The 20,980-nt window shown below is 66.0% G+C and carries 18 protein-coding genes and 1 rRNA gene; 14 read left to right on the forward strand and 5 right to left on the reverse strand.

Translation table 11 applies throughout. From position 1 onward, the window contains the following. Both HWX87_RS20455 and HWX87_RS20460 read right to left on the reverse strand, forming a co-directional pair. Window positions 1–102 (reverse strand): 16S ribosomal RNA (locus HWX87_RS20455); the annotation flags it as partial. Between the two features lie 566 nt (window positions 103–668). Then, entirely contained in the window at window positions 669–1,934 is a 1,266-nt protein-coding gene (locus HWX87_RS20460; RefSeq protein ID WP_176048838.1) for an SGNH/GDSL hydrolase family protein, read from the reverse strand. A 199-nt stretch (window positions 1,935–2,133) separates the two neighbouring features. On the opposite strand from HWX87_RS20460, the gene paaA reads away from it, so the two are divergent. From paaA to HWX87_RS20500, 8 genes are all read left to right on the forward strand, one after another. Then, window positions 2,134–3,132: a 1,2-phenylacetyl-CoA epoxidase subunit PaaA gene (paaA, locus tag HWX87_RS20465; RefSeq protein WP_176048840.1), complete on the forward strand. Its 999-nt coding sequence runs from the start codon at window positions 2,134–2,136 to the stop codon at window positions 3,130–3,132. Window positions 3,133–3,168: 36 nt separating this feature from the next. Beyond that, on the forward strand, window positions 3,169–3,453 hold the full coding sequence (paaB, locus tag HWX87_RS20470; protein WP_006482881.1) for a 1,2-phenylacetyl-CoA epoxidase subunit PaaB: 285 nt from the start codon (window positions 3,169–3,171) through the stop codon (window positions 3,451–3,453). A gap of 10 nt (window positions 3,454–3,463) precedes the next feature. Further along, complete coding sequence (gene paaC, locus HWX87_RS20475) at window positions 3,464–4,267, forward strand: 1,2-phenylacetyl-CoA epoxidase subunit PaaC (RefSeq protein WP_176048842.1); 804 nt, start codon at window positions 3,464–3,466, stop codon at window positions 4,265–4,267. Window positions 4,268–4,292: 25 nt separating this feature from the next. Next, window positions 4,293–4,856: a 1,2-phenylacetyl-CoA epoxidase subunit PaaD gene (paaD, locus tag HWX87_RS20480; protein WP_176048843.1), complete on the forward strand. Its 564-nt coding sequence runs from the start codon at window positions 4,293–4,295 to the stop codon at window positions 4,854–4,856. A 2-nt stretch (window positions 4,857–4,858) separates the two neighbouring features. Further along, entirely contained in the window at window positions 4,859–5,947 is a 1,089-nt protein-coding gene (gene paaE, locus HWX87_RS20485; RefSeq protein ID WP_176048845.1) for a 1,2-phenylacetyl-CoA epoxidase subunit PaaE, read from the forward strand. A 128-nt stretch (window positions 5,948–6,075) separates the two neighbouring features. Beyond that, window positions 6,076–6,900, forward strand: a complete 825-nt coding sequence (locus HWX87_RS20490; protein ID WP_176048847.1) for a DUF1835 domain-containing protein — start codon at window positions 6,076–6,078, stop codon at window positions 6,898–6,900. Between the two features lie 16 nt (window positions 6,901–6,916). Beyond that, window positions 6,917–7,522 carry a TetR/AcrR family transcriptional regulator gene (locus HWX87_RS20495; protein WP_006482923.1) on the forward strand — a complete coding sequence of 202 codons (606 nt, stop codon included), beginning with the start codon at window positions 6,917–6,919 and terminating at the stop codon, window positions 7,520–7,522. 235 nt (window positions 7,523–7,757) lie between these two features. Further along, the gene (locus HWX87_RS20500; protein ID WP_176048849.1) at window positions 7,758–8,405 is read left to right on the forward strand and encodes a GNAT family N-acetyltransferase; all 648 of its coding nucleotides are present in this window, start codon (window positions 7,758–7,760) and stop codon (window positions 8,403–8,405) included. A 57-nt stretch (window positions 8,406–8,462) separates the two neighbouring features. Here HWX87_RS20500 and HWX87_RS20505 read toward each other — a convergent pair whose 3' ends face one another. Next, window positions 8,463–8,987: an Lrp/AsnC family transcriptional regulator gene (locus HWX87_RS20505; protein WP_059528294.1), complete on the reverse strand. Its 525-nt coding sequence runs from the start codon at window positions 8,985–8,987 to the stop codon at window positions 8,463–8,465. Between the two features lie 213 nt (window positions 8,988–9,200). On the opposite strand from HWX87_RS20505, the gene hppD reads away from it, so the two are divergent. Continuing rightward, entirely contained in the window at window positions 9,201–10,298 is a 1,098-nt protein-coding gene (gene hppD, locus HWX87_RS20510; protein WP_176048851.1) for a 4-hydroxyphenylpyruvate dioxygenase, read from the forward strand. A 132-nt stretch (window positions 10,299–10,430) separates the two neighbouring features. On the opposite strand, the gene HWX87_RS20515 is transcribed toward hppD, so the two are convergent. Continuing rightward, on the reverse strand, window positions 10,431–10,625 hold the full coding sequence (locus tag HWX87_RS20515) for a hypothetical protein (protein WP_046547411.1): 195 nt from the start codon (window positions 10,623–10,625) through the stop codon (window positions 10,431–10,433). A gap of 330 nt (window positions 10,626–10,955) precedes the next feature. Here HWX87_RS20515 and HWX87_RS20520 point away from each other — a divergent pair, with 330 nt between their 5' ends. Further along, window positions 10,956–14,546, forward strand: a complete 3,591-nt coding sequence (locus HWX87_RS20520; RefSeq protein ID WP_176048853.1) for an indolepyruvate ferredoxin oxidoreductase family protein — start codon at window positions 10,956–10,958, stop codon at window positions 14,544–14,546. 150 nt (window positions 14,547–14,696) lie between these two features. Here HWX87_RS20520 and HWX87_RS20525 read toward each other — a convergent pair whose 3' ends face one another. Then, window positions 14,697–16,967, reverse strand: coding sequence for an NADP-dependent malic enzyme (locus HWX87_RS20525; protein ID WP_176048855.1), 2,271 nt, complete (start codon window positions 16,965–16,967; stop codon window positions 14,697–14,699). 460 nt (window positions 16,968–17,427) lie between these two features. Here HWX87_RS20525 and HWX87_RS20530 point away from each other — a divergent pair, with 460 nt between their 5' ends. The 4 genes from HWX87_RS20530 to argC all read left to right on the forward strand — a co-directional run bounded on the left by HWX87_RS20530 (window position 17,428) and on the right by argC (window position 20,829). Then, the gene (locus HWX87_RS20530; protein ID WP_176048857.1) at window positions 17,428–18,114 is read left to right on the forward strand and encodes an orotate phosphoribosyltransferase; all 687 of its coding nucleotides are present in this window, start codon (window positions 17,428–17,430) and stop codon (window positions 18,112–18,114) included. 240 nt (window positions 18,115–18,354) lie between these two features. Then, complete coding sequence (locus tag HWX87_RS20535; RefSeq protein ID WP_176048858.1) at window positions 18,355–18,951, forward strand: YbhB/YbcL family Raf kinase inhibitor-like protein; 597 nt, start codon at window positions 18,355–18,357, stop codon at window positions 18,949–18,951. 192 nt (window positions 18,952–19,143) lie between these two features. Then, the gene (locus tag HWX87_RS20540) at window positions 19,144–19,716 is read left to right on the forward strand and encodes a flavodoxin family protein (RefSeq protein WP_176048859.1); all 573 of its coding nucleotides are present in this window, start codon (window positions 19,144–19,146) and stop codon (window positions 19,714–19,716) included. A 162-nt stretch (window positions 19,717–19,878) separates the two neighbouring features. After that, complete coding sequence (argC, locus tag HWX87_RS20545) at window positions 19,879–20,829, forward strand: N-acetyl-gamma-glutamyl-phosphate reductase (protein ID WP_176048860.1); 951 nt, start codon at window positions 19,879–19,881, stop codon at window positions 20,827–20,829. Window positions 20,830–20,980 lie beyond the last annotated feature (151 nt).

Below are 20,980 nucleotides of genomic sequence, written 5' to 3' on the forward strand. Positions count from 1 at the left end.
GCCACTCGCCACCAGGTGCAAGCACCCGTGCTGCCGTTCGACTTGCATGTGTAAGGCATGCCGCCAGCGTTCAATCTGAGCCAGGATCAAACTCTTCAGTTTAAACCTGTTACTGTTTTCGGTTCAGTTAAGAACCGGTCGCTCACTCAAAGCTGACAGGAATATGAATCACTTCATAAACCTGACTTACTTTAGTGTGAGACTCTTGATACTTTCGCTATCTGATCCGAAGATCAGCTCGCTTCCATCAAGCGCCCACACTTATCGGCTGTTAATTTTTAAAGAGCATTTCTGCGAGAAACTTCGTGTTTCTCAGCAGCGCTGCGTTTTCAGCAGCAGAGAAGCGAGATTATGAACCGTGTTTCGCAGTTCGTCAACAACTTTTTACACGACATCGTTGCGACTGCGGGGCTCAACTTCCTGTACCGCCGAGGCTCGTACCACCTGCCTCAACAGCACCGCTTCCCTTCCTCCCGCGCCGCGTTTCCGTTAGCGCGAAAGAGGCGTGATTCTATGCATCTGCCCCGATCCGCGCAAGCCCCTTTGTGAAAAAAGTTTGAAAAAGCCCCCGTGCGCTGACGCGCACGAGGGCTTCGGGCTCGACGGACGACGTGGCACCGCTGACCTCCACGACGCCGGCAACACTTCCCTCTATATATAGAGAGGCATCACTTGCCACCCGCCGCAGCCTGCAGCTGCTCGACCGGCACCGCGTCGGCCATCGCCGTGTAGCCGGCGTCGCTCGGGTGAATACCGTCGCCGCTATCGTATCGGCGCTGCAGCACGCTCGGACGCGCCGGGTCGCGCAGCGCCGCGTCGAAGTCGACCACGCCGTCGAAGCCGCCACCACTCCGGATCCACCGGTTCACCTCGAGCCGGATCGCTTCGCGCCCGGCCGGCAACGCAGCCGGCGTGAGCGTCGCGCCGTATACCTTCACGCCCTGACGGTGCGCCGCCTCGATCAGCCAGCGATAGCCGTCGATCAGCGACGCGGCCGTGACCTGCGTATGCGGGTGGTCGCAGTCGAGCCCCGCGCGCGGCGGCATCGCCGCGAAGTTGATGTCGTTGATGCCGATCAGCACGACCGCCGCCTTCACGCCCGCACGCGACAGCGCATCGCGTTCGAACCGCGACGCCAGCGACGTGCCGTAGCACGCGGAATCGCTGAGCAGCCGGTTCCCGCTGATCCCCAGATTCACGACGCCGATCGAATCGGCTCCCGACGCCGTCAGCCGGCGCGCGAGCGCGTCAGGCCAGCGGCGGTTCCGGTTCACGCTGGAGCGCAGCCCGTCGGTGATCGAGTCGCCGATCGCAGCGACACTGGCGCGCGCGGTACCGGCTTCGACAGCCAGCTCGGACACCCATGCGTATTGCGTAAAACGAGTGCGGAACGCGGCGGCGCCCGGATCGCTCACGTGATCGCCCGGTACGGACACATAGTTGAACTGGTTCGACACGCGGTGCCAGACCGTCATGCGCTGGTTCGGCCCCATCTGGAGACTGATCGCATAAGGCTGCGCGGCCATCACGTCGATGGCCACCGGATCGCTTTCGCGCTCCTGGCCCGGCGCGAGCGTCACCGATGACTTGCCGCCGAACCGGACCGGCACGGCCGCGCCGCCGGCAAGCGCCGCGCCCTCACCGGCACGCGCGAGGCTCGCGGCCTCGACGACCAGCGGCGCGCGGCCGTAGGCATTGCTGACGCGAATCCGCGCGGCGCGCCCCGACACCGTCGGGTACACGATCTGGCGCACGGTCCGCCCGGCCACGTCGGGCGCGCGGTAAAGCGGCGGCGGCGCGGCAAGGTCGGGAATCGGCTGCAGCGCGGTGGCCCACGCGGCAACCCATCCGGCCGGCGCGGCCGACGCCACGAGCGGCGACACGAAAACGGCCGCACCCAACATGGCCGCGGCGAAACTGCTTCGGAATGACATCGGCAAAATCCTCATCGGAAAGCGGGCATTGTGCCGCAGAAGGCGCGAGACTCACGTGCGGGACCGCGCTTGTGCCGCCCGATCGCGCCCCGACGTCCCTCGTTTACCCGAGTCTCGCCGCAAATCCACAAGAAATTTATTAACCGACCGGTCGGTTGGTTTATACTTCGCACACATTCAACCGGACGAGAATCTCGCCATGTACACGCAATCCCTCGACATCCCCGGCAACGTCGCGCCGCTCGACGCCGCAGCCGAGTCGCCCGAGCAGGCGCGGTTCGACGCGGTGATGGCAGCCGACGGCAAGATCGAACCGCAGGACTGGATGCCCGACGCCTATCGCAAGACGCTGGTGCGCCAGATCTCGCAGCACGCGCATTCGGAAGTCGTCGGCATGCTGCCGGAAGGCAACTGGATCTCGCGCGCGCCGAGCCTGAAGCGCAAGGCGATCCTGCTCGCGAAGGTCCAGGACGAAGCCGGCCACGGCCTCTATCTGTATAGCGCGGCCGAAACGCTCGGCGTGTCGCGCGATTCGCTGATCGACGCACTGCACGCCGGCAAGGCGAAATATTCGAGCATCTTCAACTATCCGACGCCGACCTGGGCCGACGTCGGCGTGATCGGCTGGCTCGTCGACGGCGCCGCGATCATGAACCAGATCCCGCTGTGCCGCTGCACGTACGGCCCGTACGCACGCGCGATGATCCGCGTGTGCAAGGAAGAGTCGTTCCACCAGCGCCAGGGTTTCGATGCCCTGCTGTCGATGATGAAGGGCACCGACGCGCAGCGCGCGATGGTCCAGCAGGCCGTGGACCGCTGGTGGTGGCCGGTGCTGATGATGTTCGGCCCGAGCGACGCCGATTCGGTCCACAGCAGCCAGTCCGCGAAATGGGGCATCAAGCGGATCTCGAACGACGACCTGCGCCAGAAATTCGTCGACGCGACGGTCGACCAGGCGAAGGTGCTCGGCGTGACGCTGCCCGACCCCGACCTGAAATGGAACGAAGCGCGCGGCCATCACGACTACGGCACGATCGACTGGGACGAATTCTGGCGCGTGGTCAACGGCGACGGCCCGTGCAACAAGGAACGCCTCGCGACCCGCGTGAAAGCACACGACGACGGCGCCTGGGTGCGCGAAGCCGCGCTCGCGCACGAAGCGAAGCGCCAGGCCCGCGCCGAACAGCACGCCGCCTGAGCGGCAACACTCGAATTCAGGAATCAGGAGAAAGTGATGAACAAGGAATGGCCGATCTGGGAAGTGTTCGTGCGCAGCAAGCAGGGCCTCGACCACAAGCATTGCGGCAGCCTGCACGCCGCCGACGCGACGATGGCGCTGCGCATGGCGCGCGACGTCTACACGCGCCGCCAGGAAGGCGTGAGCATCTGGGTGGTGCCGTCGTCGGCGATCACCGCGTCGGACCCGAGCGAAAAGGCCGAACTGTTCGAGCCGGCGGGCGACAAGATCTACCGCCACCCGACGTTCTACACGCTGCCCGACGAAGTCAACCACATGTAACGCCCGCGCCATGACGATCACGCCCGAACACCTCTCCTACGTGCTGCGCCTCGCGGACAACGCGCTGATCCTCGGTCAGCGCAACGCCGAATGGTGCGGCCACGGCCCGATCCTCGAGGAAGACATCGCGCTCACCAACATGAGCCTCGACCTCATCGGCCAGTCGCGCATGCTGTATACGCACGCGGCCGAGCTCGAGCGCCAGCTCAACGGCGCGACGAAGACCGAGGACGACTACGCGTACTTCCGTACCGAGCGCGAATTCGCGAACTTCACGCTCGCCGAGCTGCCGCACTACGGTCCGGTCTCCGGCACCGCACACGCCGACAAGGACTACGCGGTGACAATCGTGCGCAACTTCCTGTACGCGGCGCTGATGCTCCACGTATGGAGCGCGCTGGAAACGTCGACCGACACGCAGCTCGCCGCGATCGCCGCGAAATCGGTGAAGGAAACCCGCTATCACGTACAGCACGCACGCGAGTGGCTCGTGCGCCTCGGCGACGGTACCGACGCATCGCACCGCCGCGCGCAGGATGCGCTCGACTACCTGATGCCGTACACGCGCGAATTCTTCGCGGCCGATGCGATCGACGACGCGATCGCCGCCCCCGGCATCGGCCCGGCACCGGCCGCGATCGAAGCCGCGTGGCGCGCCGACGTGGACGATGCGCTCGCCGAGGCGACGCTCGCCCTGCCGGCGCCCGTGAAGCACGTGACGACCGGCAAGCAGGGCGAGCACTCGGAGCACATGGGCTACCTGCTCGCCGAAATGCAGAGCCTCGCGCGCCAGCATCCCGGCGCGACCTGGTAACCGGCCAACGCCACGGAGCCCGACGATGTCCGTCCAGACCGCCGCCCCTGCCCACGCCGCACCCGCCGTGCGCCATGACGATCCGCTGCTCGCCCGTGCGTGGGACGTGCTGGAAGCCGTGCCCGATCCGGAGATCCCGGTCGTGTCGATCCGCGAGCTCGGCATCCTGCGCGACGTCCGCCGCGCGGACGACGGCCAGCTCGAAGTCGTGATCACGCCGACCTACTCGGGCTGCCCGGCCATGTCGCAGATCGCCGAGGACATCGCCGCCGCGCTGCAGGCCGCCGAACTGCCGCCCCACCGGATCGAGACGGTGCTCGCGCCCGCCTGGACGACCGACTGGATCACGGAGGAAGCGCGCGACAAGCTCCGCGCGTACGGCATCGCGCCGCCGGTCGGGCAGTGCGGCAGCGCCTCACCGCGGGAAAACGTCGTGCGTTTCGTGCCGCGGCCGGTCGCGGCGCCCACCTGCCCGCGCTGCGGCTCCGCCCGCACCGAGCGTCTCGCGCAATTCGCGTCCACGGCCTGCAAGGCGCTGTATCGCTGCGTCGACTGCCGCGAACCCTTCGACTACTTCAAACCCTATTAAATATGGCGACCCCGCAATTTCATCCGCTGCGTATCCGCGACGTGCGGCCAGAGACCGCCGACGCCGTGACCGTCTCCTTCGACGTGCCGCCCGAGCTGCGCGACGCCTACCGCTTCACGCAGGGCCAGTTCGTCACGCTGAAGACCCACATCGACGGCGAGGAAACGCGCCGCTCGTATTCGATCTGCGTCGGCACGACGGACTACGACCGTGACGGCGAACTGCGCATCGGCATCAAGCGCGTGCGCGGCGGCCGCTTCTCGAACTTCGCGTTCGACTCGCTGAAGGCCGGCCACACGATCGACGTGATGACGCCGGACGGCCGCTTCTTCACGCACCTGAACGCCGATCACGGCAAGCAGTACGTCGCGTTTTCCGGCGGCTCGGGGATCACGCCGGTGCTCGCGATCGTGAAGACGACGCTCGAACTCGAGCCGCGCAGCACGTTCACGCTGATCTACGGGAACCGCAGCGTCGACGCGATCATGTTCGCGGAGGAGCTCGAGGACCTGAAGAACCGCTACATGAACCGCTTCATCCTGTATCACGTGCTGTCGGACGACCTGCAGGACGTCGAGCTGTTCAACGGCGTGCTCGACCAGGCGAAATGTGCGGAATTCCTCGAAACGCTGACGCCGGCCGATGCGATCGACGAAGCGTTCATCTGCGGCCCCGCGCCGATGATGGACGCGGCCGAAGCCGCGCTGAAGGCGGCCGGCGTGCCGCAGGCGAAGGTGCATGTCGAGCGCTTCGGCACGCCGCTGCCGCAAGCCGGCGCGCCGGTCGTCGAGATCACCGACCAGACACCGGCCGCCGACCTCGAAATCGTGCTCGATGGCAAGAAGCGCAAGCTGCGCCTGCCATACCAGGGCGTGAGCCTGCTCGACGTTGGCCTGCGCGCGGGCCTCGCGCTGCCGTACGCGTGCAAGGGCGGCGTGTGCTGCACGTGCCGCGCGAAGGTGATCGAGGGCGAGGTGAGGATGGAGAAGAACTACACGCTCGAGGAGCATGAAGTGAAGGACGGCTTCGTGCTCACCTGCCAGTGCCACCCGATCAGCGACAAGGTCGTCGTGAGCTACGACGAGCGTTGAGCGGCGTTGCGTCGCGGCGCCGAACGGTTTCTCGCCGTCACACATCTCGCTTACACTAGGGGCCGCCGGCCGGCTGGACATCGCAATGTCCGCCCGGCCGGCGGTTTTCTTTTGTTGACGACAGGCCGATGAGTACCATTCATGTGATTCAGGGCGGCACCGCCGCCGCGTCGCTGCGCGAGGCACTCGCGCAAGCCGGGCGCGACGAGCGCGTCGTCGGATTGCTCGACGATCTCGGCGTCGGACCGCTCAAGGGCGCCGACGAGACGCCCGACACGCGCGCCGCCTTCTGGCACCACGTGCTCGGCGACCAGATCCCCGACTGGAACGCGGAAATCGAGGATGAATTCGCGCGTCTCGACCAGCTCGCGATGGAGTCGGGCCAGGTGGTCGTGTGGCACGCGCCGAGCGTCGGCGACAAGCTGCTGCTGCGCCGCGTCGCCTACCACCTGCGCAACGTGCCTCAGCGCCTGAACGAGGTACGGCTGTCGGCCGCCGATTTCGACTCGACGCAGCGCACGGCGCTGTCGCGCACCGACCAGGCCTGCTCGACCGGGATGTTCTCGCCCGCGGAACTGGCGCGCAAACGCCCGGTGGCCGCGCCGATCTCGGTGCTGCGCATCGGCCGCCTCGCACTCGAATGGCAGGAAGCGAAGCACCTGAACGCCGAACTGCGCTACTGGGTCAGCAACACGATCAAGAGCGGCCACTACGCCGATCTCGACGCGCTGATCGTCTCGCGCGCGGAAGCCGACTGGCTGCCCGCGCGACGCCTCGTCGGCAGCATCATGGCCGCCGCCGACCGCGGCGGGCTGTTCGTCAGCGATTCGATCGCCTGGTGGCGCTGCCGCGAGCTCGCGGCCGCCGGCCGGCTCGAGCTGCAGGACGACGCGCCCGACGCCCTCTCTTCCACGCAGGTGCGCGCGGCCCGTGCGGCTCTCGCGCACCGCTAATCTTCCGCATTCGACCATGGCCCGTACCCGAGCGCCCGACCACGAATCCCAGCGCGAACAGATCCTCGATCTGGCCGCCGAGAAATTCGCGCAGACGAGCTACCCGAGCACGTCGATGTCCGATCTCGCGACCGCGAGCGGCACGTCGAAGGCACGCCTCTATCACTATTACGAGAGCAAGGAAGCGATCCTGTTCGACCTGCTCGACCGCTACACCAAACGGCTGATGCTGATCATCGCCGAGGTGGAAGGCGCGAGCCAGCGGCGCGGCCTCAGCGAGCGCGACGCGTTCGCCGAACTCGTGCGCGCGTTCCTCGCCGAGTACGAGACGTCGCACAGCCGGCACGTCGCGCTGCTCAACGACGTGAAGTATCTCGAGGATGCGCAGCGCGAAATCGTGCTCGACCGCCAGCGCGACATCGTCGCGGCGTTCACGCGCCAGCTCGCCCGCGCGTACCCTGACCGCATCTCGAAGGAAAACCAGACATCGGTGACGATGATGGTGTTCGGGATGATCAACTGGACGTTCACGTGGCTGAAGCCGGGCGGCCGCCTCGGCTATCGCGACTTCGCCGAGCAGGTGATCGACCTGATCGAACGCGGGCTGTCGACGGCCGCCTGATTGCCGCGCAGCAGCATGCGTTGCGTGACGGGCACACTGCGACCGCCCGTCGCGCATTTCATATGATTAATTTTAAATCCGTTAAAAATCAATTGGATAGAAAATTAACTAAGCGGATTTAGAATTTCCCCTCAGCACAAATAACGTCAAATACGGGTTTTCCCCAACCCCCGTCGGGTAAAATGCTGTTGCATTGCACAACCCGCTTGTGCAGCCACACACTGAGGAACCCACGATGAACACGCAATTCAACGGCCCTGCCGAAGTCGTCGGCACGGTCGGTAGTGCGCCGGTTCTCGTCAGGGAACTGGCTTCCAAAGACCGTGAGCAGATGCTCACCCACTTTCTCTCGCTCGACGAAGAGGACCGCCTGCTGCGCTTCGGCCAGATGGTGCCCGACCACGTGATCGAGAACTATGTCCGCACGATCGACTTCGGTCGCGACACCGTGTTCGGCGTGTTCGACCACGACCTCGAACTGATCGGCGTCGGCCACCTGGCCTATCTGCCGGCCGAGGGCGACAAGCGCACGGCCGAATTCGGCGTGTCGGTGCTCGAAAGCGCACGCGGCCGTGGCGTCGGCTCGAAGTTGTTCGAGCGCGCGGCGATCCGCAGCCGCAACACGCGCGTGACGATGCTGTACATGCATTGCCTGTCGCGTAACGCGACGATGATGCACATCGCGAAGAAGTCCGGGATGCGGATCGAGTACGCGTACGGCGAAGCCGATGCGTACCTGTCGCTGCCGCCGGCCGACCACTCGACGATCATCGCCGAGATGCTGCAGGAACAGGCCGCGGTGTTCGACTACGCGATGAAGCGCCAGGCGCACCGCACGACGAAGTTCATCGAATCGCTGATGCCCGCCGCGCTGACGGCGTAACATCGGCCAGCCGGGCCGCGTCGGTGGCGCGCCCGGCCTCCCTCCTTCCCCTCCCCGCTAGCGCACCGAGCGAATCGGCAATGCCGTCGTCTCCTTGAAGCATTCGAGCGAGAAGCTCGTCTTCACGTCGATCACCGACGGGTGATGCAGCAAGTGCTCCTGCACGAAGCGGGAGAAATGCGCCATGTCCTCGACCTGCACTCGTAGCAGGTAATCCATGTCCCCTGTCATCGCGTGGCACGCGACCACTTCCGGCCAGGTCTGCACGGCCGCGCGGAACAGCTCCGCATGGGTCGCGCCCGCGCGCGCCGACGTCTCGTCGACCCGCACCGGCGCCAGGCCGCCGCGCTTCTCGAGCCGCACGCTCACGTACGCGAGCAGGTCGAGCCCGAGTTTCTGCGGGTTCAGCAGCGCGACATAACCGGTGATCACGCCGATCTCCTCGAGCCGCCGGATCCGCCGCAGGCACGGGCTCGGCGACAGGTTCACGCGCTCGGCGATCTCCTGGTTCGACAGGCGCCCGTTCTCCTGAAGAATCGCAAGAATCCGCCGGTCGATGGCATCCAATTCGGCTTGCGCCATCTTCTGCCCTCCAATGATTAATTCAAGACTGGAAATTGCGCCATCGTAGGGGCCGGCGATTAAGTTCGCAAGTTTCCGCTCGCGGCCGCCCGCTACACTCTGTCGCATGTACCGATTCGCCGCACACACCCATGCGTGTGCGGCCTTCGACATCGAACCAGGCCAGGCAGGCGCACGTCGCCCCGGCCGATCGCCCCGCACAGGAGACACGACATGCAGATCCCCAACTGGGACAACCCCGTCGGCACCGACGGCTTCGAGTTCATCGAATACACGGCACCGGACCCGAAAGCGCTCGGACAACTGTTCGAACGGATGGGTTTCACCGCGATCGCGCGCCACCGCCACAAGGACGTGACGGTGTACCGTCAGGGCGACATCAACTTCATCATCAACGCCGAACCCGATTCGTTCGCGCAACGCTTCGCGCGCCTGCACGGCCCGTCGATCTGCGCGATCGCATTCCGCGTGCAGGATGCCGCGAAGGCCTACAAGCACGCGCTCGACCTCGGCGCCTGGGGCTTCGACAACAAGACGGGCCCGATGGAGCTGAACATCCCGGCGATCAAGGGCATCGGCGACTCGCTGATCTACTTCGTCGACCGCTGGCGCGGCAAGAACGGCGCGCAGCCGGGCGCGATCGGCGACATCAGCATCTACGACGTCGACTTCGAACCGATTGCCGGTGCGAACCCGAACCCGGTCGGCCACGGCCTCACGTACATCGACCACCTGACGCACAACGTGCACCGCGGCCGCATGCAGGAATGGGCCGAGTTCTACGAGCGCCTGTTCAACTTCCGCGAAGTGCGCTACTTCGACATCGAAGGCAAGGTGACGGGCGTGAAGTCGAAGGCGATGACGTCGCCGTGCGGCAAGATCCGCATCCCGATCAACGAGGAAGGCTCGGAAACGGCCGGCCAGATCCAGGAATACCTCGACGCGTATCACGGCGAAGGGATCCAGCACATCGCGCTCGGCGCGAGCGACATCTACCAGGCGGTCGACGGCCTGCGCAGCAAGGAAGTGACGCTGCTCGACACGATCGACACGTATTACGAACTGGTCGACCGCCGCGTGCCGAACCACGGGGAATCGCTGGACGAACTGAAGAAGCGCAAGATCCTGATCGACGGCGCACGCGACGACCTGCTGCTGCAGATCTTCACCGAGAACCAGATCGGGCCGATCTTCTTCGAGATCATCCAGCGCAAGGGCAACCAGGGCTTCGGCGAAGGCAACTTCAAGGCGCTGTTCGAATCGATCGAACTCGACCAGATCCGCCGCGGCGTCGTGCAGGACAAGGCCTGACGCATCCGGCAAGCGGCCGCCGCGGGCAACCGGGCCGGCTGCACGATCCGGCAGCACAAAGAAAAAGGGCGGGAATCCAGGGATTCCCGCCCTTTTTTCATTCCGGCACGGCCTGCCGGCCGTGCGACCGGATCAACGCGCGTTCGCCTTCGACTCGACGGCACGCTCGGCCGACGGCTGCGCGACGGCGTCCTGGGCCGGCACGATCTGTTGCATCTGCGCGCCGGCTGCCGCCAGTGCGCTCGCGCCTCGCGCATGCACCGGGCCGGTCATCGAGAAAAACGCGGCGGACACGATCAGGAAACTCTGGATATGACGTGTGTTCATTGCACCTCCTGTAAAACTGCCGGCGCCTCCCCGATTGCGTCGAAACGAACCAACGCCACCGGGCACCTCCGGCAGGCCGACAAGATTAACGGCACTTGCCCGCAGATGGACGCGGCTTTACATGCTTTTACATGATGTAACGCATCATCACGCCCTTTTTTCTGGTGCGCCGCCGCAATTTCCCCCGCATTCCAACCGATGGCCGGCGGGTTTGCCCCAGTGCTACCATCGCTTAAAACCGGCGAACATGCCGGCCACTGCCGACGCGTCCACAAGACGCCAGAAGCAGTCGAGTTTTGGTGATCCCAAACTGGGTGGAGGAGACAGTTAATGAATGCCCCGCTAGACGCAGGCCAACGCGCGTCGCTAGAAGCCGCGCTGAAGTCCGTCACGCTTGATGACAAATACACACTGGAACGCGGTCGCGCGTACATGAGCGGCATCCAGGCCCTCGTGCGCCTGCCGATGCTCCAGCAGGAACGCGACCGCGCCGCCGGTCTCAATACGGCCGGCTTCATCTCCGGCTACCGCGGCTCGCCGCTTGGCGGCCTCGATCTGTCGCTCTGGAAAGCCAAGCAGCACCTGGCAGCCCACCAGATCGTCTTCCAGCCCGGCCTCAACGAAGATCTCGCCGCCACCGCCGTGTGGGGCTCGCAGCAGGTGAACCTGTACCCCGGCGCGAAGCACGACGGCGTGTTCGGCATGTGGTACGGCAAGGGCCCGGGCGTCGACCGCACCGGCGACGTCTTCAAGCACGCGAACTCGGCCGGCTCGTCGCAGCACGGCGGCGTGCTGGTGCTCGCCGGCGACGACCACGCGGCGAAATCGTCGACGCTCGCGCACCAGTCCGAACACATCTTCAAGGCCTGCGGGCTGCCCGTGCTGTTCCCGTCCAACGTGCAGGAATATCTCGATTTCGGCTTGCACGGCTGGGCAATGAGCCGCTATTCGGGCCTGTGGGTCGCGCTCAAGTGCGTGACGGACGTCGTCGAATCGTCAGCGTCGGTCGACATCGACCCGCATCGCACCGAGATCGTGCTGCCGACCGACTTCATCGTGCCGGAAGGCGGCCTGAACATCCGCTGGCCCGACCCGCCGCTCGTGCAGGAAGCACGGCTGCTCGACTACAAGTGGTACGCGGCGCTCGCCTATGTGCGTGCGAACAAGCTCGACCGGATCGAGATCGATTCGCCGAGCGCGCGCTTCGGGATCATGACGGGTGGCAAGGCGTACCTCGACGTGCGCCAGGCGCTGACCGACCTCGGCCTCGACGACGAAACCTGCGCGCGGATCGGCATCCGGCTCTACAAGGTCGGCTGCGTGTGGCCGCTCGAAGCGCAGGGCGCGCAGGCATTCGCGCGCGGCCTCGACGAAATCCTCGTCGTCGAGGAAAAGCGCCAGATCCTCGAATACGCGATCAAGGAAGAACTGTACAACTGGCCGGACGGCCAGCGGCCGCGCGTGTTCGGCAAGTTCGACGAGAAAGACGGCGCCGGCGGCGAATGGTCGGTGCCGATGGGCAACTGGCTGTTGCCCGCGCACTACGAGCTGTCGCCCGCGATCATCGCGAAGGCGATCGCGACGCGCCTCGAGAAGTTCGAGCTGCCGTCCGACGTGCGCGCACGCATCGCCGCGCGGCTCGCGGTGATCAACGCGAAGGAAATGGCGCTCGCGAAGCCGCACGTGCAGACGGAGCGCAAGCCGTGGTTCTGCTCGGGCTGCCCGCACAACACGTCGACCAACGTGCCGGAAGGCTCGCGAGCAATCGCCGGCATCGGCTGCCACTACATGACCGTGTGGATGGACCGCAGCACGAGCACCTTCAGCCAGATGGGCGGCGAAGGCGTGCCGTGGATCGGCCAGGCGCCGTTCACGGACGAGAAACACGTGTTCGCGAACCTCGGCGACGGCACCTACTTCCACTCGGGCCTGCTGGCGGTGCGCGCGGCGATCTCGTCGAAGGCGAACATCACCTACAAGATCCTCTACAACGACGCCGTCGCGATGACGGGCGGCCAGCCGGTCGACGGCGTGCTGACGGTGCCGCAGATCACGCACCAGCTCGCGTCGGAAGGCGCGAAGAAGATCGTGATCGTCACCGACGAGCCGGAGAAGTACGACAGCCAGAAGGCGCTGCTCGCGCCGGGCGTGCCGATCCATCACCGCGACCAGCTCGACGACGTGCAGCGCGAGCTGCGCGAGATCGAAGGCACGACGATCCTGATCTACGACCAGACCTGCGCGACGGAGAAGCGCCGCCGCCGCAAGCGCGGCACGTATCCGGATCCGGCCAAGCGCGTCGTGATCAACGACGCGGTGTGCGAAGGTTGCGGCGACTGCTCGGTGCAGTCGAACTGCCTGTCGGTCGAACCGCTGGAAACCGAATTCGGCACGAAGCGCCAGATCAACCAGTCGAGCTGCAACAAGGACTTCTCGTGCGTGAAGGGCTTCTGCCCGAGCTTCGTCACGGTCGAGGGCGGCCAGCTGAAGAAGCCGAAGGCCGTGTCGGTCGACGGCAACGCGCTGCCGCCGATCCCTGAACCGACGCTGCCGGACATCGACCGCGCCTACGGCGTGCTCGTCACGGGCGTCGGCGGCACGGGTGTCGTCACGATCGGCGCGCTGCTCGGGATGGCCGCGCACCTGGAAAACAAGGGCGTGACCGTGCTCGACGTCACCGGCCTCGCGCAGAAAGGCGGCGCCGTGATGAGCCACGTGCAGATCTCGCACGCGCCGACCGACATCCATGCGACGCGGATCGCGATGGGCGAAGCCGACCTCGTGATCGGCTGCGACGCGATCGTCACGGCCGGCGACGAGTGCACGTCGCGGATGCGGCACGACACGACGCGCGTGGTCGTCAACAGCGCGCAGACGCCGACCGCCGAGTTCATCAAGAATCCCAACTGGGCGTTCCCCGGCTTGTCCGCCGAGAACGACATCCGCGCGGCAGCAGGTGAAGCCGTCGATTTCATCGATGCGAACCGCTTCGCGGTCGCGCTGCTCGGCGACGCGATCTACACGAACCCGTTCGTGCTCGGCTACGCATGGCAGAAAGGCTGGCTGCCGCTCACGCTCGCGTCGCTCGAACGTGCGATCGAGCTGAATGCGGTGTCGGTCGAGAAGAACCGTGCGGCATTCGACTGGGGCCGCCGCGCTGCCCACGACCTGGCCAGCGTGAAGCAGGCCGCGGCCGGCGATGCGCGCCCCGCGCAAGGCGCCACGGTGATCGCGCTGCACACGAAGAAGGCGGTCGACGCGTTGATCGCGAAGCGCGTGGAATTCCTCACCGCGTACCAGAACGCCGCGTACGCATCGCGCTATGCAGCCTTCGTCGACAAGGTGCGCGCCGCCGAGCGCGCGCTGGCGGACGGCGACACGGTGCAGGAGCAGCTGACCGAAGCGGTCGCGCGCAACCTGTTCAAGCTGATGGCGTACAAGGACGAATACGAGGTCGCGCGGTTGCAGTCCGACCCCGCGTTCCTCGCGCGCCTGACCGCGCAGTTCGAAGGTGACTGGAAGCTGAAATTCCACCTCGCGCCGCCGCTGTTCGCGAAGACGGACGCCCACGGCCATCTCGTGAAGAAGGCGTACGGCCCGTGGATGATGTCGGCGTTCCGGCTGCTCGCCAAGGCGAAGTTCCTGCGCGGCACGGGGCTCGATCCGTTCGCCCGTACCGAAGAGCGTCGCACCGAGCGCGCGCTGATCGGCGAGTACGAAGCGCTGATCGACGAGGTGATGGTCAAGCTGAACGCGGCCAACCGCCCGCTCGCGCTCGAACTCGCGGCGCTGCCGGACGGCATTCGCGGCTACGGCCACGTGAAGGAGAACAACCTGCGCGCGGTACGCCAGAAGTGGAACACGCTGCTGACGAAGTGGCGCTCGCCGGCAGGCGGCCAGTCGCACCAGCAGGTCGCGTAACGGCACGCGGCGGGGCAGGCGAGGCGTTCGCGGTCAGGACGCCCCACCCGCGCCGCCCGTTGCGGTTCATGCAAAAAAAACGCCACGGAACGCAGGTTCCGTGGCGTTTTTCATTGCGCCGCGCGTTGCGCGGCACACGCGGGCGTGGACTTACTTCGTGTTCACGTTCGCGGCGGCGACAGCCGTCATGTTGATGATCCGGCGCACGGTCGCGGCCGGCGTCAGGATGTGGGCCGGCTTGGCCGCGCCGAGCAGGAACGGCCCGACCGTCACGCCTTCGCCGCCGACCATCTTCAGCAGGTTGTACGCGATGTTCGCCGCTTCGACGTTCGGCATGATCAGCAGGTTTGCTTCGCCCGACAGCGTCGTGCCCGGGAACGCCTGCTTGCGGATCAGTTCCGACAGCGCCGCGTCGCCGTGCATTTCACCGTCGACTTCCAGGTTCGGCGCACGTTCGACGATCAGCTTGCGGGCCTCGGCCATCCGGCGCGACGACGCCGACGGCGCGCTGCCGAAGTTCGAGTTCGACAGCAGCGCGGCCTTCGGCGCGATGCCGAAGCGCTCGATCTCGGCCGCGGCCTGGATCGTCATGTCGGCGAGCTGTTCGGCGCTCGGCAGTTCGTTCACGTACGTGTCGCACACGAACAGGTTGCGGCCCGGCAGCATCAGCAGGTTCATCGCGGCGAAGTGCTCGGCGCCCTTCGCACGGCCCAGCACCTGCTCGATGAACTTCAGGTGGCTGTGGAACGTGTCGATCATCCCGCAGATCATCCCGTCCGCGTCGCCCAGGTGCACGAGCATCGCGCCGATCAGCGTATTGAACTTGCGCATCGCGGCCTTCGCGACTTCCGGCGTCACGCCGTCACGCGCACCGATTTCCTGATACGCCTGCCAGTAGCGGTGGTAGCGCGCATCGTCTTCCGGATCGACGATTTCGAAATCGACGCCGGCCTTCAGCTTCGAGCCGATCTTCTGCAGGCGCATGTCGACGACCGACGGGCGGCCGACGATGATCGGCTTGGCGATCTTTTCCTGCAGCACGAACTGCGCGGCGCGCAGCACGCGCTCGTCCTCGCCCTCGGCGAACACGATGCGGGCCTGCTTCTGCTTCGCGGTCGCGAACACCGGGCGCATCACCATGCCCGTGCGGTAGACGGTCGCGCCGAGTTGCTCGCGGTACGCGTCCATGTCCTGGATCGGACGCGTGGCAACGCCCGAATCCATCGCTGCCTGCGCCACGGCCGGCGCGATCTTGATGATCAGGCGCGGGTCGAACGGCTTCGGAATCAGGTAGTCCGGCCCGAATTCGAGCGAGTGGCCTTCATACGCCTTCGCGACTTCCTCGCTCTGGTCGGTTTCCTCGGCCAGCTCGGCGATCGCGCGCACGCACGCGAGCTTCATTTCTTCCGTGATCGTCGTCGCGCCGACGTCGAGCGCGCCGCGGAAGATGAACGGGAAGCACAGGACGTTGTTGACCTGGTTCGGGTAGTCCGAACGACCGGTCGCGACGATCGCGTCCGGACGCACGGCCTTCGCGTCTTCCGGGCGGATTTCCGGTTCCGGGTTCGCGAGCGCCAGGATCAGCGGGCGGTCGCCCATCGTCTTGACCATGTCCTGCTTCAGCACGCCCGCGCTCGAGCAGCCGAGGAACACGTCCGCGCCGACGATCGCGTCGGCGAGCGTGCGCGCGTCGGTGGTCGCCGCATAGCGCTGCTTCGACGGGTCGAGGTTGCCGCGCCCTTCGTAGATCACGCCCTTCGAATCGGTGACGAGGATGTTCGACTTCGTCAGGCCGAGGTTCACCAGCAGGTCCAGACACGCGATGGCCGCGGCGCCGGCGCCCGAGCACACGAGCTTCACTTCGGACAGCTTCTTGCCGACGACCTTCAGGCCGTTCAGGATCGCGGCCGACGCGATGATCGCGGTGCCGTGCTGGTCATCGTGGAAGACGGGGATCTTCATGCGCTCGCGCAGCTTCTGCTCGATGTAGAAGCATTCCGGCGCCTTGATGTCCTCGAGGTTGATGCCGCCGAGCGTCGGCTCGAGCATCGCGATCGCCTCGACGAGCTTGTCCGGATCGGTCTCCGACAGTTCGATGTCGAACACGTCGATGCCCGCGAATTTCTTGAACAGGCAGCCCTTGCCTTCCATCACCGGCTTCGACGCGAGCGGGCCGATGTTGCCGAGGCCGAGCACCGCCGTGCCGTTCGTCACGACGCCGACGAGGTTGCCGCGCGACGTGTACTTCTGCGCGTCGAGCGGCTCTTCGAAGATCGCCATGCACGCCGCGGCGACGCCCGGCGAATACGCGAGCGACAGATCGAGCTGGTTCGACAGCGGCTTGGTCGGGGTGACCGAAATCTTGCCGGGTTTCGGATTCTGGTGATAAGCGAGAGCGGCCTGCTTCAGTTGTTCGTCCATGATTGACCTGCGAGAGACATGCGAAATATTGACGGCTCAGTACACAGCACCTTCAGCCGCGTCTGCTTGAATCGAGGGGATGGTCGACTGCGAGACGGCACGCGACGCGCCGGGTCGGCACGCCATCGAACCTTGGCGGGTGGCAAGAGGAAAGTACAAAGTACTGAACGATTTCTAAGGGTCGCCTAGTGTACACCCCCTAAATGACCTCCGTTGGTGCAGCGCCGCATCCCTGGCATCAGCGTCGGGTTGGTCGCGCCCCGTTTGTTTCGCCGGTGGTGAGCGGCGGCGCGAACCTGCTCGAATTCCGCCGAAAACCGGCCTGAATCGGGTAAAATGTCGGGCTACGCGCGCAGCGATGCGATTGGTTCTCCGATCGCGCCCCGGCCCCCAGGGCAGGTTCCCCTTGCTGCGCCACCGGGCCCGCGCCCGCTCCTCGCTCAACACCCAAGGAATGCCCATGACAGGCTACGATCGTCAGTCGATCTCGGATACGACCGCCAAAATGCTGCTCGAAGTGCAGGCGGTGCACTTCAACGCCGAAAAACCCTTCGTTTTCACGTCGGGCTGGGCAAGCCCCGTCTATATCGACTGCCGCAAGCTGATCTCGTATCCGCGCGTGCGCCGCGGCCTGATGGAAATGGCGGAAACGACGATCCTGCGCGACATCGGTTTCGAGCAGATCGACGCGGTGGCGGGCGGCGAAACGGCCGGTATCCCGTTCGCGGCGTGGATCGCGGACCGGATGATGGTGCCGATGCAGTACGTACGCAAGAAGCCGAAGGGTTTCGGCCGCAACGCGCAGATCGAAGGCCATCTGGAAGAAGGCTCGCGCGTGCTGCTGGTGGAAGACCTGACGACCGACAGCCGCAGCAAGGTCAACTTCATCAACGCGCTGCGCACCGCAGGCGCGACGGTGAACCACTGCTTCGTGCTGTTCCACTACAACATCTTCAAGGAAAGCGTGTCGGTCCTGAAGGACATCGACGTCGACCTGCATGCGCTGGCGACGTGGTGGGACGTGCTGCGTGTTGCGAAGGCATCGGGCTACTTCGAAACGAAGACGCTCGACGAAGTCGAGAAATTCCTGCACGCGCCGGCCGAGTGGTCGGCCGCGCACGGCGGCGCGACGGCCCCGAAGGAATGACGCCGCGCCGGCATGCAGGCCGGCGTCCTGGCTGAAAAAGCCGCCCGCTCGATCGCGGGCGGTTTTTTTTCGTCCGTCGATCCGCACGATGACCGATCGCAATCGCGGGTTGCGGTGTGCGTCGCTCATCGAACCCTAATGCTAGACTTGAACCAGCGCCGCCATCAGCTGCGCGGGCAACGCACAACGCCAACAACGCCGGAAGCATCGGTCCGGCCCACGTGACGGGAGAAGCGCCATATGCGTGTGGATCGCCGGATCACTTCGCCTGCGCCATCGGGTCACCCGTCTCCGTCCATCCTCTTCGTCTTCGTCTGCGCCGCCGTGTTCGCGACGCTGCCCGCGCATGCGGAAACCCCCTTCACCGTGACGAGCGACGACCTGACGCCTGGCGGGCGCGTGCACGCCGCGAACGTGTTCGACCGCGGCGACTGCAAGGGCGCGAACCGCTCGCCGCAACTCACCTGGCACAACCCGCCGCCCGGCACGCGCAGCTATGCGGTCACGATCTTCGATCCCGACGCGCCCGGCCACGGCTGGTGGCACTGGGCCGTCGCGGGCATCCCGGGCACCGTCACGAGCCTGCCGGCCGACGCGAGCGCGTCCGGCTTCCTGCGGCGGATCGGCGCGAGCGAGGCGCGCAACGACTTCGGGATCGACGGGTACGGCGGCCCGTGCCCGCCGCCCGGCAAGCCGCACCGCTACGTGATCACCGTCTACGCGCTGAAGGGCACCGACCTGCGCGTGTCGCAGGGCCGCCCCGCGCCGATGTTCGAGCATGAGATCGGCACGCTGGCGATCGGCACCGCGCAACTCACGGTCAACTACGGGCAGTAACGGACCCCGCGATTGACGGCCGCCGGGAATTTCAGTGCGCCGCCTGCGCGCGTTTTCCCGTCATTTCGGCTTGCTAGACTCGTTGTCACCGGTCGCGGCGCCATGCCGCGCATCCGCCGCGCCGCCCGCCGGCGGCGCGTGACGCGGCGAGCCTGCGGTCCGCCGTTCCCGTCCCTTTCCGGAGAACGCTTCATGTCGAACATCGTCATCGTCTATCACAGCGGCTACGGTCACACGCAGAAACTGGCCGAGGCCGTGCATGCCGGCGCTCAGGACGCCGGCGCGAACGCGCGCCTGATCGCCGTCGGCGACCTCGACGACGCGGGCTGGGCCGCGCTCGACGCGGCCGACGCGATCATCTTCGGCGCGCCGACCTACATGGGCGGCCCGTCGGCGCAGTTCAAGCAATTCGCCGATGCCACGTCGAAAGCGTGGTTCACGCAGAAGTGGAAGGACAAGATCGCCGCGGGCTTCACGAACTCCGCGACGATGAACGGCGACAAGTTCTCGACGATTCAATATTTCGTCACGCTGGCGATGCAGCATGGGATGGTGTGGGTCGGCACGAGCCTGATGCCGGCCAACTCGAAGGCGGCCACGCGCAACGACATCAACTACCTCGGCGGCTCCACGGGCCTGCTCGCGCAATCGCCGGCCGATGCGACGCCCGACGAGGGCCCGCTGCCGGGCGACCTCGAGACCGGCAAGGCGTTCGGCCGGCGCGTGGCCGAAGCGACCGCACGCTGGGACGCCGGCGCCCGCTGAGCCCAGCCCCGACGCCCGCGCGCCCGCAGCGGCGGGTGTCAAAGGGACACAAGGCGGCCCGCCGGCCGTCTTTTTTCGCCCCGCGCGGCGCAGACCCGCCGGATGACGTCTTAAAATGGCGGTTTCCGGGCGCGGGCCCGCGTTTCATTCAGTGAGAGCGAAATGAGCACCAAAGTTTTTGTCGACGGCCAGGAAGGCACGACCGGCCTCAAGATCTTCGAATACCTGTCGGCACGCAACGACATCGAGATCCTGCGGATCGATGAAGCGAAGCGCAAGGACGTCGACGAGCGCCGCCGCCTGATCAACGCGTCGGACGTCACGTTCCTGTGCCTGCCGGATGTCGCGTCGCGCGAATCGGCCTCGCTCGTCGAGAACCCGAACACGACGCTGATCGACGCGAGCACCGCGTTCCGCACGAGCGCCGACTGGGCCTACGGCCTGCCGGAACTGACCCGCGCCCAGCGCGAGAAGATTCGTACCTCGAAGCGCATCGCGGTACCCGGCTGCCACGCATCGGCGTTCGTGCTCGCGATGCGTCCGCTCGTCGATGCCGGCATCGTCGCGCCGACGTTCGCCGCGCACAGCTACTCGATCACCGGCTACAGCGGCGGCGGCAAGTCGATGATCGCCGACTACGAGAATGCGGCGCCCGGCGGCAAGCTCGCGAGCCCGCGTCCGTACGCACTCGGCCTCGCGCACAAGCACCTGCCGGAAATGGCCGCGCATACGGGCCTCGCGAACGCACCGATCTTCACGCCGATCGTCGGCCCGTTCCTGAAGGGTCTCGCGGTGACGACCTACTTCACGCCCGAGCAGTTCGCGAAGCGCGCAACGCCGCAGGACGTGCAGCGCGTGTTCGCCGAGTACTACGCGGACGAAGCGTTCGTGCGCGTCGCACCGTTCGACGCGGACGCGAACCTCGACGGCGGCTTCTTCGACGTGCAGGCAAACAACGATACGAACCGTGTCGACCTGTTCGTGTTCGGCAACGCCGAGCGCTTCGTCACGGTCGCGCGCCTCGACAACCTCGGCAAGGGCGCGTCGGGCGCCGCGATCCAGTGCATGAACCTGAGCATCGGCGCAGCCGAGGACGCCGGTCTCAAACGCTGATTCAACATCGCACGCAATGCAAAGCCGGCCACTGGCCGGCTTTTTATTTACTCGTATCAGGCAATAAATAAAAATCCCGGATCGCGCATTTACAAATATTTACAAGCTTTCCATTGCGCGATTACCAGCGGATTAAATCCCCCCTTCTTTA

It is taken from the genome of Burkholderia sp. BCC1644 (genome assembly GCF_902833225.1).
GTDB lineage: Bacteria > Pseudomonadota > Gammaproteobacteria > Burkholderiales > Burkholderiaceae > Burkholderia.